The sequence below is a fragment of the Mucilaginibacter sp. P4_D1 genome (genome assembly GCF_056401935.1).
Window position 1 is genome coordinate 105,659 of the sequence record NZ_JBFUIJ010000009.1, and the last position, 15,380, is coordinate 121,038.

8 protein-coding genes are annotated in these 15,380 nt (G+C 43.9%); 1 reads left to right on the top strand and 7 read right to left on the bottom strand.

Going from position 1 to position 15,380, the window contains the following annotated elements; translation table 11 throughout:
• Window positions 1-10 precede the first annotated feature (10 nt).
• From AC1DV1_RS10950 to AC1DV1_RS10980, 7 genes are all read right to left on the bottom strand, one after another.
• Window positions 11-1,684, bottom strand: coding sequence for a glucoamylase family protein (locus AC1DV1_RS10950; RefSeq protein ID WP_477358675.1), 1,674 nt, complete (start codon window positions 1,682-1,684; stop codon window positions 11-13).
• Window positions 1,685-1,756: 72 nt separating this feature from the next.
• Complete coding sequence (locus AC1DV1_RS10955) at window positions 1,757-2,632, bottom strand: LamG-like jellyroll fold domain-containing protein (protein ID WP_477358677.1); 876 nt, start codon at window positions 2,630-2,632, stop codon at window positions 1,757-1,759.
• Window positions 2,633-2,650: 18 nt separating this feature from the next.
• The gene (locus tag AC1DV1_RS10960; protein ID WP_477358680.1) at window positions 2,651-4,135 is read right to left on the bottom strand and encodes a RagB/SusD family nutrient uptake outer membrane protein; all 1,485 of its coding nucleotides are present in this window, start codon (window positions 4,133-4,135) and stop codon (window positions 2,651-2,653) included.
• Window positions 4,136-4,146: 11 nt separating this feature from the next.
• Window positions 4,147-7,173 (bottom strand): SusC/RagA family TonB-linked outer membrane protein, encoded by a 3,027-nt coding sequence (locus AC1DV1_RS10965; RefSeq protein ID WP_477358682.1) that lies wholly within the window; start codon window positions 7,171-7,173, stop codon window positions 4,147-4,149.
• Window positions 7,174-7,433: 260 nt separating this feature from the next.
• A complete protein-coding gene (locus AC1DV1_RS10970; RefSeq protein WP_477358684.1) occupies window positions 7,434-10,328 on the bottom strand; it encodes a ligand-binding sensor domain-containing protein in 2,895 nt (964 codons plus the stop codon).
• A 104-nt stretch (window positions 10,329-10,432) separates the two neighbouring features.
• On the bottom strand, window positions 10,433-11,392 hold the full coding sequence (gene trhO, locus AC1DV1_RS10975) for an oxygen-dependent tRNA uridine(34) hydroxylase TrhO (protein WP_477358686.1): 960 nt from the start codon (window positions 11,390-11,392) through the stop codon (window positions 10,433-10,435).
• A 163-nt stretch (window positions 11,393-11,555) separates the two neighbouring features.
• Window positions 11,556-14,036 carry a DUF5686 family protein gene (locus tag AC1DV1_RS10980; protein WP_477358688.1) on the bottom strand — a complete coding sequence of 827 codons (2,481 nt, stop codon included), beginning with the start codon at window positions 14,034-14,036 and terminating at the stop codon, window positions 11,556-11,558.
• Between the two features lie 133 nt (window positions 14,037-14,169).
• Between AC1DV1_RS10980 and kbl the strand changes: the two genes are divergently transcribed.
• Window positions 14,170-15,360, top strand: a complete 1,191-nt coding sequence (kbl, locus tag AC1DV1_RS10985; protein WP_477358690.1) for a glycine C-acetyltransferase — start codon at window positions 14,170-14,172, stop codon at window positions 15,358-15,360.
• Window positions 15,361-15,380: the final 20 nt, after the last annotated feature.

The window sequence follows — 15,380 nt, forward strand, 5'->3', positions numbered from 1 at the left end:
TTAATCAGGGTTAAAGGTTAGGGCTGCTGAACCCTAAGTTTTTCATGCCCGTTTTTACTTCGGGCGCACTCATAAACAGGTTCCAGAGCAGGCCGGTGCGGTAATTTTCGGTCATTACAACAATAGGCCCCTGGTCAATGGCCAGGTACGAGTTGGCAAACCATGGATTAGTTAAATTAAAGGCATCATAAAAGCCATATTGACCCCATAATTTATCGCCCAGGGTATAATAAAAAAATCTTAGTGCCGCCATAGATTGGGTTGGCGTATAAGGCAGCGATGCAATGGCCGCGGTAGGCGCTATAACGCCAACATCATTTGTAGGCGAACTTGCAGTATAGCCGTTTTCGATATCGCTTGCGGTTAGTCCCCAGCAATCGGCACTGTAGCCGTTGTTGCCCAATGGGTTTGCCACACAATATTTATAATTGATGGTGGTATGTGCCTCATTCTGCGTTTCATAATTGGCATAGGGATCGCTTAAGCCTTTGGGGTTGATGCCCATAAACGAATATTGCGCAAAAAACAACGGACCGCCCCTGTCGGGACCAAGCGGCAGGGTAACGCCATAAAAGGTATTGCCGTTTTTAATGGCGCCGCTTTTTGCCCAGCCCTGGTCATAAACAGTTTTGGGGATAGGATGCGTTGTAGACGATGCACCTAAAACGTAAACTATCAACGCCTCGTCCCAGCCGGTAATTTTCATGTTGATGGCCCAGCCCAAATCGGGGCTCCAGTGCCAGTACAATACGTTTTGATCGCCCTGCCTGAACCAATCCCATTCTACACCATTCCATAAAGTATTGATATCGGTGCGCAGTTGGGTTTCGTTGGTATTGGATGCATTAAAATATTGGCGGGCGGTAATGAGGCCCTGCATCAGGTACGATGTCTCTACCAGGTCGGCCCCGTTATCCTGTGCGCTGAAGGGTACAACAGCGCCGGTAGCGCCATTCATCCAGTGGGGGAAAGCGCCGTGAAACTTTTGGGCTTTGTTATTTAAAAAGGCCACAATTTTTTGCATCCGGGCCAATCCATCGGCATGGCTTATAAAACCGCGGCTAACACCGGCTATAATCGCCATAATGCCAAAACCCGAGCCGCCCGTGGTCACCACGTCGCCAGATGTATTACGCTCACGTGCCAGCCCGCTGGTTGGATGGCCAAAATCATAAAAATATTTCAGGGTTTGCTGCTCAACCAGGTCAAGCAATTGATCGTCAGATATGGTGCTGAATTTTCGAGTACTATCGATAGCTGTGATCAGTTGTACGGATAAAGGCGATTGTAAACTGCCGTTCTTAGCCGATTTTAGGCCTGTAGTAACGTTAAGCGTATATTGCGTAATGGGCGACAGATCGGTTGGGGTAATTATAATGGTGCTATCGCCATTTTGATAGGTTGTATTAAAAGCTGTCGCTGCACCTGCTTTACTACTTAAGCTAATGCTTGCTGCCGCCGACGTACGGCTGAGCGGGGTTGAAAACGTAATAGCAATAGCCGGTTTGCTATTTATATTGCTATAACTAAAACCGCTGTTTTTACCATTAACCTTAAGCGCACTAAAAGTAAACGATGAGGGAGGGGGTGTAACGGGTGTAGATGTATTATTTGAACTTTTACCACAGGAAAAAAGTAGTATAACGGATGCCAGCCCCCAACAACAATCTTTGATATTCCTCATGCCCACCTTTTTTTAAAAAAAGGTTGCCTGCCTTAAGCGGCAGGACAACCCCAAATCAATCAAACCCAATTATTATCGTTTAGCTTTTTCAAGATTATACAAAGCCAATACCTGCGTGGCGGTAAGTGCTTTACTGTAAAACCTGATGTTATCCATGGTTCCTGTAACATAGCCGGCCCAATCCTGCGCGCCGGTATTGGCCGTAAGCGACGGAGTGGTTTGAAACTGTAGCGTACCAAATACCATTTTACTGGCTTTACTCCAATCCATAGGTGCAAAACCGGCAGCTGCGTTTTTACCTACCTGTGTTCCGTTGTAATAAACATAAATGGTAGATGCTGTTTCATCAAAAGTAACTGTAACGTTTATCCATGTGTTCCACGGGTTGGCAACGGCATAGCCGCCTTCCCAGCCATCTACCCCGGTTGACATACCGGCTTTGTTAAACGCATGTACTTTAAGTACACCCGATGATGCAGAACCACCGTTATCAAAAAATATGGCCAGGCTGCCCCAGAAACCCGCGCCGCCTGTTTGGTTGTTCTGGATGTCCATTAAACCTACCGCCGAAGTGTTTAGAGGCATTTTTACCCAAATGCTGGTAGTAAAACTGGTTAACGCTTTAATGCCGGCAGGTGTATCATACAGTACATATGATTTATCGGCGCCCTGCAGACCTTTGCCGTTTAAGCCGGTGGCAAAGCTTGTGCCTGTTGCTACCCCGGTTGCTCCTGATACACTATCGGCCAGGCCGCTGGTGAACGGAAAGTAGGCTACCAGGCTGGCCGGTTCAATGTCCTTACTACTACTGTAGCCACCGAATGATGGCAGCGGTTTAGATGGCGCATATGATTTTGGATCAAAGCCTTTATGGCAGGCTGTTATGGTTAAGCTTACAGCTACGCCCATTAACAGCGCAGCTTTAAGTGTGTTTTTAAATGTTTTCATCGTTGCTGAATTGATAAATTAATAACCTGGATTTTGTGTTAAAGCACCACCGCTTATATCGATCTCGTTTTGCGGTATTGGCCACACCTCGTTTTTGCCTGCTTTCCAGCCGCGCGAACCAAATACAGCTGCACCACGCCCCTGGCGGATAACATCAAAATAACGATCAAACTCCATTGCAAATTCAACCCTGCGTTCATTATAAATAGCAGTGCGCAAAGCCGCCTGATCTGCAGTGATGACTTTAGGCAATATAGCTGCATTGCTACCCCTTGCCCTGGCTCGTACCTGCTCAAGCGGAACTAAAGCCGCAGGCGAATTCCCAAGTTCATTATTAGCTTCGGCATTCATCAGCAACACATCGGCATAGCGTATTACAATTTTATTTTGCTGGCAACCCTCGTTAAACCCAGATACATATAGGCTAAAAGGCACATATGATTTTTGGTTGTACCTGGGGTTATCGCCATCGGCAGGAATCACATCGCCTTCGGGCGTTGTTTCGCCCCTGAAAATGATGGTTGCATCGCGCCTTGGGTCGCCTGTTTCATAAGCTGCTGCCAGGTCGGCAGTTGGCACATTAAAGCCCCAGCCGCCACCTGTTGAACCGCGTACACCCTGCACCTGTGAGTATTGCGAGTTTGATGCATCAGGGTTGTTAGGGATAAGGTTACACTGGATCTCGAAGATAGACTCCTGGTTGTTTTTGTGCGTAGTCCTGAACATTTGTTCGTAGTCAGGATATAAAGAATAACCCATGCCCATTACTTGTGTGGTATAGGTTACCACATCGGTCCATTTTTTAAGGTACAGGGCTACTTTAGCATGTAAAGATAATGCTGCCCCTTTGGTAATACGACCAACATCTGCCGATCCGTAAGTTTGCGGTAAAGCTGTAGCAGCGTCAGTTAAATCAGTTTCAATAGCCGCCCAAACCTGTGCTTTTGGTGTACGTGGGAGGTTATACTCTGTGGTGTTTTTTGGAAGCGTTAAGCGCAAAGGCACATCGCCATACGCTCTTACCAGCCTGAAGTAGCAATACGCCCTGATGAATTTGGCTTCGGCCAGGTACCTGGTTTTCAGCGCATCGTCCATGGTGATACCCGGTATGTTGGCTATTACCTGGTTTGCAAGGTTAATTGTGGCATATTGCCCTTTATAAAAACCTTGTATCTGGCCTTCGCCGGCAGTAACGGTGAAGTTATGATAGGTATTCATATAAGTAGCATCTGTAGGGCTGCTGCCTTTTTCGGCATCGTCAGATCCTACGCTTTCTATCGCGATGGCCGGGAATGCAATGTTGTTATACTCGTGCATATTGGCATACATAGCGCTTACCGCCTTTGTAGCATCGTCCTGGGTTTTAAAAAATTGTGTTGCCGCTGTATTTTGGGCAGGGTCTATATTCAGGAAGCTTTTTTTACAGCTTTGAAATGTTATAGCAGATGCAACCAGACTTAAAATTATGGCCTGCTGCAATAGAGTTTTTTTACTGTTCTTCATCTTTATAGTGATTAAAAAGTAACGTTAATACCAAAATTGTAGGTAGCGTATAACGGGTATACACTTGCATCGATACCCATGCTGCCTACACCGCCGCCAATTTCGGGCGTAAAGCCTTTATAGCCGAAGAAGTTAAGCGCGTTTTGCGCATTGGCATACAAACGCACTTTTGAAATACCCCATTTTTTTGATAGTACAGAAGGTAGTGTATAACCCAGCTGCGCGTTACGCATCCTGAAATAAGCACCGCTTTCAACAAAAAATGAGTTTGGTGCCGAGTTGGCGGTTGAGCCAACATTTACTGACGGGTAGGTATTTGAGGTACCCGGTCCATGCCAGCGGTGGTCATAAAAATCTTTGGTGAAGTTTTCGTTACCAAAACGGTAAGCAATGTTGGCGTTATAAACGCTTACATCGGCCACACCCTGGAAATCTAAAGCCAGATCGAAATTTTTGTAGGTGAACGAGGTATTGATGCCGTAATTGTATTTAGGCAGCGGGCTTCCTAACACTACGCGGTCGCGGCTATCCAGTATACCATCTTTGTTGCTATCCTGGTAAATAAAATCGCCTGGCTGGGCACCTGTTTGTTTTGAGTTGGCTATTTCTGTAGCTGTTTGGAAAATTCCGGTTACTTTGTATCCATAAAACTCGCCGATTGGCTGGCCTACTACCGTACGGGTTGCCAAAGCGCCGTTGGCGATGCCTGCACCACCATCATAAATTGGGTTGGCCCCGCTTAGTACACTTAGTACTTTGTTGTTGTTGATGCCAAGGTTTGCGCTGATGCTGTAGGAGAAATCTTTTGTAGCCTGATCTTTCCAGCTTATTAAAAACTCGGTACCACGGTTGCGGATGCTGGCCTGGTTACCTATTAAACTGCTGTTGTTGGTACCCAACGAGCCTGCAATTGGAATAGCAAATATGGCATCCTGGGTTTCGCGATTATAATAGTCTGCTTCAAATGTCAACCTATTATCTAAAAAGCCACCCTCTAAACCAAAGTCGGTAGCTACCGCTTTTTCCCAAAGGATGGTTTGTGGCACCAGGCTGTTAATACTTGCGCCGGGATATGCTGTTTGCGGGCTGCCAAATATTGCGGTTAGGTAAGGATCGGAAGATACAACCTGAATTGATGGGTTAATAGGCACAACCGAGTTACCAACCTTACCCCAGCTTCCGCGTAATTTAAGGCTGCTAAACAATTTCTGATTTTTCATGAACTCCTCATTGGTAATTACCCAGCCTGCACCCACCGATGGGAAATAGCCAAAGGTATGATCGCCATAAAACTGTGAGGCACCATCACGACGGATAGACGCGTTTAGCAAGTATTTGTCTTTAAACGAGTAGTTGACCCTTGCAAACTGTGATAATGCCCTGGTGTGCAGCTGAGAGCCTGGAGTTGCATAATAAACAACACTCGCGGTATCGGGAAAAGAGGTGTGTTGGTTACCGCTGCTTTTATAAGGCACACCCTGTGCATGGGCATCCAGTTGTTTATCCTGGTTATTTTGTGCACTGTAACCTAACAAGGCAGTTATTTTATGATCTTTTACTTTGACATCGTAAGTTAATGTGTTTTCCCAAATCCAGTTACGGGTTTCGGTATGGTTTACATCCAGGTTTGATACTGTGCTTTTTTGTGCAAAGGTAGCCTGGTAAATAGGTGTATAACCTCTTGATTCGGCCTGGCCAATATCGCCGCCAAAACTTGTTCTGAATTTAAAGTTTTTCAGGAAATTAACCTCGCCATAGCCATTGTAAGTAAAGCGAAGGTTTCTTGACCTCTGATTAGTAAAATCAAGAGTGGCCTGTGGGTTATAGTTGTTACCATCGCCCGTGTGGTAATCATTAGGGTCGCCGTAATTACCATCAGCATAACGTACCGGTAAAGTTGGAGCGGCACCAAATAACTGGTGAAAAATACTGCCATCAACATCCTTTGATTTACCTAAAAGTCCGTTAGCAGTGTATCCAAATTTCAAGGCTTTTGTGGGCTTAAAATCATTTGATAACTTTAAAGTGAAGCGCTGATAGTTATTGGTTTTGGCAATACCATCCTGATCAAGATAGCCGAATGAATAATTATAAGTATATTTATCAGTACCACCGCTTAAAGATACTTGGTGGCTGGTTACAAACGCATCACGTAATATCTGACCGTACCAATCTGTACCCTTTCCATAGCTCGATGGATTGCTGAAGATAAGCGGGCTGACATTGTTTGATGTGTAAAGTTCATTAATAGCTGTAGCATATTCGGTGGCGTTGGCCATTTTAACCTGGTTAGTTACTGTTTGCCAACCCGCGTAGCCATTATAGTTTACAACGGGTTTGCCTTTTACGCCCCTTTTAGTGCCAATTAAAATAACGCCGTTTGCAGCGCGGATACCGTAGATGGCTGTGCTTGACGCATCTTTAAGGATACTTACGCTTTCGATATCCTGCGGATTTAAAAAGCTGATATCGCTGTACCAAACGCCATCAACAACATATAGCGGGCTAACATTGCCATACACCGTACCTAAACCGCGGATGGTGATAGATGGAGAAGCACCCGGAGAACCGCCGTTGGTAACCTGCACACCGGCAACCTTTCCTTGAAGACCGCTAAGCGCGTTGGTTGAAGCTTGTTTAGAAATTTCGGAGCCCTTAACTGTAGCTACCGAACCTGTTACATCAAGCTTGCGTTGTGTACCGTAACCAACAACTACTACCTGCGCCAGCTCATTGGCCTGGGCCGCTAATTTGACAGTAATGTTGGTTTGCCCGTTTACGGGTATAGCTTGGGTTGCATATCCGATATAAGCGAATGTTAAGGTGCCTGTCCCTGGGGAGTTAATAGTGAATGCGCCATTAACATCTGTTTGGGTGCCTGTAGTTGTTCCCTTTACCTGCACCGATACACCTATCAGGCTTTCGCCGGTGGTGGCGTCGGTAACTTTTCCTTTAACTGTAACGTTTTGTGCAAACGCGGCGTCTATGGAAAAAAGAAACAATAGCATCAACCCTGAAATAGTAAAAATTCTTTTCATAGTGGTTAATAAATAAAAAACGGATTAGAAATAATTGGTTTATTAGTTTACAAAACTGTATAGATAATGCCAGTTAGTCAAAAAAATTAACTCAACATTAATACATCAACCTTAACATACTTTCACAAAATTTGTGTGGTGTTATTTTATTTATCTGATAATCAGCTTAATAATGTGGGGTAGTGTATAGCCACCGTACTACAGCCGGGGTAAGCTGTAAATCGGTTTTATAATTGCTTATGAGAGGTAATGATGTAGTATTATAACTCGATGAGAAACTCTACCAGGTTTTTATCATGCTCCAGGTTGAGCTTTTTACGCAGTCGATAGCGCCTTATTTCAACGCCACGCAGGGAGATGTTTAAAAGTGATGCCATTTCTTTACTGCTCATATTCATGCGGAGGTAGGCGCAAAGTTTAAGGTCATTTGGCACCAGATCGGGGTGGTCTGATTTCAATTTTTTGAAAAAGTTTTCATGCGCTTCATTAAAACTTTTTTCAAATATGTTCCAGTCGCGCTCATCGTTCATGCCTTCGTCTATCACTTTTTGAATGCGGCGCAGCTGGTCGTCGGCCAGTTTTTTGCCCGAACTATCTTTGAGGTGCAGTATTTCTTCGCTGATTTTTTGCAGCAATTCGTTTTTGTAAACCAAATTCATGGCCGAATTGGCCAACTCGCGGCTTTTGCCGGCGAGGTCTGCCTGTAACTGCTCATTTTTTATACTGATGATATGTTGCTCGTTAGCAATGGCCTCCTGTTTTAAAAATTCCTCCTTTTCGCGTTGCAGCTTTTCGTGAATGTGCAGCTGGTGGCGTTTTAGTTTAAGCCGGTAATAGTACCTCACCAGGTAATAAAACAGTACCAGCAACAAGGCATAAAACAGCATAGCCGGTTTGCCGGCATACCATGGCGGCAAAATAATGAAAGTTAATGAGGTGATTAACGATACATTTTGATCGTTTATTTTAGCGCGTACTTTAAAATGGTAGGTGCCCTGGTCAAGGTTGGTAAACTCTTTCTGGCTTTGTTGTGTCCAATCGCTCCATTGGCGCGAATAACCTTCCAGGTAATACTGGAATTTTATTTTAGCCTGTTTATAATAAGGCAGCGAATAGGAGATGCGAATGTTGTTTTGAGCGTAGGGTATTTCGATGTCGTTAAGGCCACTGCCATCTTCGCTTATTACATAAACTTTATCGGTAATATTCTCTACCTGGCGTATGAGTACCTGCGGAATACTGATCTTGTTAGAGAGCAAAGCATCCTCATCATTAAGGATCACGAAGCCTTCATCAATGCTAATAAGATAAGTTGATGCATTGATACGGTTGATAGTTTCATAGTGCTGCACCATTTGCCCGTTAAGAATGCTGAACCGGTTGGTATCAATACTCAGCTTGCCCGGCACCGAGAAGTCGGCCAGGGCTACCCGGCCCTGGTTTATGAACCAGTATTTTTTGCCTATGGCTTTGATGATTTTGCTTGAGGTGGCAAATGTGCCCAGCTTTTTATTAAGCTGCGTGTATTTAAAAAAGCGGTCGGTAATATCATCGTAAACATAAAAGCCCGAATCGGAAGTAAATACAACCCGGTTATCAAGGTCAAATACGTTTACATTGTAGCTGCCGGGCAGGCCATACCGGCTATCGTAATATACCTTTGAGGTTACTTTTTTCAGGTCGAGGCTTAAGGTTAGCTTGTAAATGCCCTTGTAAGCATGGCTTACCCAAATTTGCCCTTTACTATCCTGTTCAACATACCGTGATGGCTCGCCAAAACCTTCTACTTTATGGTCAAATATCCAGTTGCTCAATACATCTTTCCTGAAGAATGCCAGGCCGGTATAGTTTCCCTGGATAAGTTTATCAGCTCCAAATTTTTTGGTTGTCCAGCCCCCGGTTATCATGGATATTTTTGTTATGGTGCTGCCGTTTACCTGGTAGGTGCCATCGTTATGGCCGCAAAGCAAGCGCCCATCCTGCAGGGTAAGTTCCCAAACCTGGCCTTGCGACCCGGGGATAAGTTTAAAATCAAATGATTGAAAAAGCTTGTTGTTGCTTTCCGGGATCCAATCGCTGTAAAAAAGCCCCTGATTTGTACCCAGGTAAATCTTATTATCAAAAATGATACTGGAGTAAACCGTGCCAAACCTGCCGGTTTTATCAAAGTAAAAGTATAATGGTGAGTTAACCTCGATGCGGTCGATGCCATTATCAAGGCCTGCCCAAAGGTTTTGCTCGGCATCGGTATATAAACTTAAAACAGTGTTGTTTTGCAAGCCGCTTGCCTTGTTAATATGCTGAATAAGGTTGCCTGCGGTATCAATAACCACTACACCATTTAATATGGTACCGTAGGCCACATATTTGCTGGCTATAAGCGCGCCATTATTAAGCTGGTAGGTTTTTAAAAAGTCGTTGGCCTGGTTTGCCCATGGTTTTATGGTTTGGCCATCGTAAATGAACAAGCCATTTTGAGCTGTGCCAATAATGAATTTGTTTTTTTGGAATGGCAGCATGGATAACACTCCGCTTGGCCCCAGTATATTGCTGCCGGGAACAAAAACCAGCTTATTATCCTTAAGCTCAAATAACCCAACCGAAACCTGTTCGATAAAAAAGCGATTACCTGCTTTAAACATAAACAGGTAAGGGCTGGGCGTTTTTATGACATTGATTTTCCCTTTGGAATAAATGTATATCGACCCGAAAGACTGGAAAATGATTCGCTGGCCATCAACATATATCTTCCATATCTCTTCATTAATCGGCTTATACTTTGCGGGAACCAGGTTTATCAGTGAGTTGTATTTTAAAACCCCCTTGTTATCATCGGCCCAGTAACCAAATTCGCCATAGGCCCCCACATAAATTTTGCCTTTGCCATCGGCTGATACCGAGCGAACGATTAAGCCGTTGGGCATGTGATGCTGCTGCCAGTATTTGCCATCAAAGGCAAGCAAACCCTGCGCATTGCCAAAATACATGATGCCATGCTCATCGCGTGTAATGCTCCAGTTTTGATTGCCCGACTGGTACATGGCCTTGGTGTAATTTTGCACATAAGGCACACCTACGCTTTTGATATCCACCGCGCGCGCATTTAGGGGAGGAGTACAAAACAACAGGAAAATAATCAGTAACGATTTACGCATGGGTTATGAAATGGCATCAGCCTGCAAAGCAAACCAATTTTACGAAATTAAGGTTTGAGTTGCAGAAATAAAAAAGCCTACCAGGTTGGGTAGGCTTTTTATTATTAATCTGCCAGTTGCAGGTTATTCCTTTTATTGGTATTTACCGGTTGCGGTACTTTTACATAGTAGCCGGTGCCATCATAAACCCTTTTGCGGGGGTGACTTTGACAGGCTTCACTACAGCAACCTTCCAGGTTGGTGCCACATTCATCGCATTGGGTAAAATGTTCATTGCACTCGGGGTTGGCACAGTTGATCATTTTAGGGGTGGTTATACCACAATTGCGGCAGGTTGATATCACTACCGGGTTCACGCTGTTTACATCAACAGAAAGGCGGTTGTCAAATACATAACATTTGCCTTCAAAATCCTGGCCGCCGGCTTCTTTACCGTATTTAATGATACCGCCATGTAGCTGGTAAACTTCGGGGAAGCCTTCGTGCAGCAACAGTGCCGACGCTTTTTCGCATTTAATGCCACCAGTGCAATAGGTCAGGATCTTTTTATCTTTGTATTTGGCCAGTTCGTTAATCATGGCCGGGAAATCCCTGAAGTTTTCGATATCAAGTGTTACCGCGTTTTTGAATTTGCCTAACGAATGTTCGTAGTTTGACCGTACATCCAAAACAACCACGTCATCGCGGTCTTTCATCGCCATAAATTCTTTGGGCTCCAGGTGCTTGCCTGTTTGTTGTTGAGGGTTAATAAGGTTGGGGTCGCGCAGGCCCGAGTAAACAATCTCGGCTTTGTAGCGGCAGTGCATTTTTACAAATGAGGGCTCGGTAACTTCATCAACCTTAAAATCGATATCGGCAAAGCGCTTATCGGCATGTACAGTATCCATATAGGTTTTACAAGCTTCGGCAGTGCCTGATACGGTGCCGTTAAGCCCTTCCTCTGCTACAATAATGCGGCCGGTTAAACCTAAGCTTTTGCAAAATTTTAAATGATCGGCAGCAAATTGCTCCGCATCGGCTATTGTTGAATAACAATAGTACAGTAGTGTATTATATATTGCCATAATCCATTGATACTGCTGTAAACAGTGTTAAATGAGGTGCAAAGATAAGGTTTTAAGGCGAAAGGTAAAAGGATAAAGGCGAAAGGTTTGCAGTCCCACTAGCCATCGTTCTGGTTTTTCAAAACCTTTTACCTTTCGCCTTTGCCCTTTTACCTCAACAAACCTACCTTATCCCATAAAAGATCCTGAAGCCCTGGATGTATTTTTGGTTGCCCATGTAGGATACGCCATAGTCAACCCTGAAAATCAGGCGCTGTACGCCAACGTAAAATTCTGTGTAATCGCGGTTGGCTTTTGTGGTAAGGTAATTTGCGCCAATAACTTCTTCAAGCTTTGCCTTACGCAATAGCGGAATTTTGTTGAAGATCGAACCGGCAAAATTATGTTGAAAATGAGCTTCGAGAAAAGCGCCATTGGTACTGTAAGTATAAAAAGGCAAAAAGTGGAAACTACCCACATAGGTAGGATCGAAGGTGGTACCCTGGTTACCTAAAAAATGATTGTAATCCATATAGTACAGGTTTTTATCGTTAAAGAAACCGCCGGCAGTTAATTTAAACGATGAAAAACCGGTTAAGCCAATCCTGATTTTGTTTTGTGATACATCAACAGATGTAAAATCGTAATTTACATCAGAGCCTAACAGGCTATTAATCCCTTTCCTGTAGTTTAGGGTTAAGGTTGGATATTTTGACGGCAGGTTAAATTTGCCGGTAGGCCGGGTTACGTATTCCTGGTCGAAGGTAAAGGTAGCTGATGTTGTAAATGTTAATGCCTGATTTTCGGGGAATAAAAGGGAATGGTCATCTGCAGGGGTACCCGGTGGTGCCAATGGGTTGTTTGATGTAAACTCCCGGTTTTTAACATCTTTGATATGTGAGTAGGAAGTATTGTAAAGCTGACTTCTGCTTGCATACGACAAGCTGCCCGATAGTAATACGCCATTGGTTACTTCGCGCTGGTACCCAAATAAACCATAATGGGTGCGGTAATATTTTACATAGTTATTCTCGCTCAGTAGGGTACTTAAGGTATTAAAATATAATGATCGGGTACCTACGTTATTCAAATCCAGCACGTCGCTGCCAAAACCCGTAAAAAACTTGGCATTGTGGAAAGGATCATTTTTATAGTCGGAATAAATATTGGCGCTAAATATCTTATTTGAAAAGCCGTAGCGTAAAGCAGGCGTAATGCTGAAGGCGTGAAAATCATCAATTTTTTTGCTGTACCTTATTTTAGCATTGATGCCAAAACCGTCAACAGTGTTGTAGTAAAACGTTTGTATAAACGGCGATACCCACAATGAATCCTTATTGTCGCGACTGGAGGCGTAATAGCCAAATATCAAATAACCGGGGTAGTTAATGTGGTTTTTGGTGTGTTGTAATGTATCCAGGTAGGCTTTAGTTTGTTTATAGGCGGCTATGCTATCTTTTTTCTGGTAATCGCGGGCTTCTTTTGGCGTTAGCGGCACAGGGCGTACCGACGTCCAGTAATCTGCATTTTTAGCGTTTGAAACGGTATCAACTTTTAGCACTTCGCCGGTAAAAAAACGCTCAGGAAAGCTGGGATTAATTTTATAGTTATTATAAATAGCTTCGTAATAGCCCCCAAACTTAAAACCAAGTACCTTGCCTTTAAAATTGTATTGAACCGCCGCTGGCATCCAAACACTATCGGTTATGGCTACGTATTGTTGGGTGATATTTAATGTATCTATCAGGTTAAGGCTATTCAAGCCTTTTTCCAAGTATAAATCGGCGCTGTACAATCGCCATTCGCCATCAACTATATAAATATCCCCCTGAAAATACTGGCCATGGGCACGGCGTGGGATAACCTGTATCTTATCTATTATCCGGCCATTTTCGTTGGATACACCGAGGAGCTTATACCTATAAAAAGTTAGTGCATTGGATGCCAGTGGCGATACAAAACCACGGGTGCTTAAGCCATTGATGTTGAATACGTTTTTATAAAAATTCACCTGAAGATCGGATGCCTTGTTGTAGCTAAAAGCAGTGTTGATACCTGATATCCGGTTGGCAATGGTAACTTCCCTGATTTTATCAGGCGATTGAAAATTATAATCAGATAGTGATTCCTGCTGGTAAAGAATCCCCCGACCCATCGAGTCAAGGTCGAGCGCGCGGATTACCTCTTTTGATAATAGCGCCTTTGGTGCGCTTAATAATTTTTGTACGCCTTTTATATAAACTGCGCAGGAATATGACGTAGCTTCATCCAAATAATACTTTCGTTTTTTGATCACCTGTTTCATGATGGTATCGGCAGCATCGTGGTTTTTGCGATACATGGCTGCAACCCTTTCGGTACCAAATATTTCGTCGTCAAGTTGTACGTTAAGGGTTTGGTCGGCGTTTGATATGGTAACCTTTACAACCTTTTCGTCATAACCCACAAAGCGGTAAGTTAAATTGTAGTCGCCCGGTGCAAGCTTAAATTGGTACAGTCCGTTTTCATTGGCGGTAGTGCCGTAAGTAGAATTTCGGATGTATACGGATGTAAATGGAATTGCTTCGTTTTTCTGGTTGGTTATTTTTCCTGATAACAGGTATTGTTGCGCCGAGGCGTTAACGGTACATAATACCGTAAAAATAAATAGTAAGTGTTTTTTCATCGTTATTCAACATGTAAATACAGCCAACCGATGAAATGTTTTGTTTTGCCCTTAATAATTAATAAAAAGCATGTTTGAGCCCTGCCAAATGCCCGGTATTGCTTAATTTTGCTGCCTTTAACCATCAACTACTATGTATAATACATTACAGCCGGTTTTGCAGCAGGAACTGGAAGCCATTGAAAATGCAGGTTTATTTAAAAAAGAGCGCATCATTACATCGGCGCAAGGTGCGGATATTACCGTACAGGGCGGGCAGGAAGTAATAAACTTTTGTGCTAATAATTATCTTGGTTTATCTGGCAACGCTAAAGTTATCCAGGCGGCTAAAGATGCAATGGATACACATGGTTATGGTTTATCGTCTGTCCGTTTTATTTGCGGCACGCAGGATATTCATAAAGAACTTGAAAAAAAAATAGCAGAATTTTTAGGCACCGAAGACACCATACTTTATGCCGCCGCTTTTGATGCTAACGGTGGCGTGTTTGAGCCATTGTTTGATGCACAGGATGCCATTATATCCGATGAGCTGAACCACGCTTCCATCATTGATGGTGTGCGTTTGTGCAAAGCCCAGCGCCAGCGTTACAAACATGATGACATGGCCGACCTTGAAGAAAAGCTGAAAGCCACCGAAAGCTGCCGTCACCGTATTATTGTTACTGATGGTGCTTTTAGCATGGATGGTACAATTGCACAGCTGGACAAAATTTGCGCCCTGGCCGAACAATATAATGCTTTGGTAATGATTGACGAGAGCCATTGCAGTGGCTTTATGGGGAAAACAGGCCGTGGTACGCATGAGCACCACAATGTAATGGGCAAAATTGATATTATTACCGGCACCTTAGGTAAAGCTTTGGGTGGGGCATCCGGCGGTTTTACATCGGGCCGTAAAGAGATTATTGATATGTTGCGCCAGCGTTCGCGCCCATACCTGTTTTCAAATACATTGGCACCTGCTATTACCGGCGCTTCAATAGCGGTTTTGGATATGTTGAGCGAAACTACCCAACTGCGCGACAAGCTTGAGAACAATACCCAGTACTTTCGCCAAAAAATGACCGAAGCTGGTTTCGACATTAAACCCGGTGTACACCCAATTGTACCAGTTATGCTTTATGAAGCTAAGTTGGCGCAGGAGTTTGCCGCCAAAATGCTGGAAGAGGGCATTTATGTAATAGGTTTTTATTACCCCGTGGTTCCGCAAGGCAAGGCTCGTATCAGGGTGCAAATCTCGGCCGCTCATGATATGCACCATTTGGATAAGGCTATCGCGGCGTTTACCAAGGTGGGTAAGGAATTGGGAGTGATTAAATAATACGTGCGGATTTTTTATAT

What these genes read in the sequence shown, in the direction of transcription:
- AC1DV1_RS10960 (WP_477358680.1), bottom strand. Translation starts at nt 4,135, where the DNA reads ATGAAGAACAGTAAAAAAACTCTATTGCAGCAGGCCATAATTTTAAGT.
- AC1DV1_RS10955 (WP_477358677.1), bottom strand. Translation starts at nt 2,632, where the DNA reads ATGAAAACATTTAAAAACACACTTAAAGCTGCGCTGTTAATGGGCGTA.
- AC1DV1_RS10970 (WP_477358684.1), bottom strand. Translation starts at nt 10,328, where the DNA reads ATGCGTAAATCGTTACTGATTATTTTCCTGTTGTTTTGTACTCCTCCC.
- kbl (WP_477358690.1), top strand. Translation starts at nt 14,170, where the DNA reads ATGTATAATACATTACAGCCGGTTTTGCAGCAGGAACTGGAAGCCATT.
- AC1DV1_RS10980 (WP_477358688.1), bottom strand. Translation starts at nt 14,036, where the DNA reads ATGAAAAAACACTTACTATTTATTTTTACGGTATTATGTACCGTTAAC.
- trhO (WP_477358686.1), bottom strand. Translation starts at nt 11,392, where the DNA reads ATGGCAATATATAATACACTACTGTACTATTGTTATTCAACAATAGCC.
- AC1DV1_RS10965 (WP_477358682.1), bottom strand. Translation starts at nt 7,173, where the DNA reads ATGAAAAGAATTTTTACTATTTCAGGGTTGATGCTATTGTTTCTTTTT.
- AC1DV1_RS10950 (WP_477358675.1), bottom strand. Translation starts at nt 1,684, where the DNA reads ATGAGGAATATCAAAGATTGTTGTTGGGGGCTGGCATCCGTTATACTA.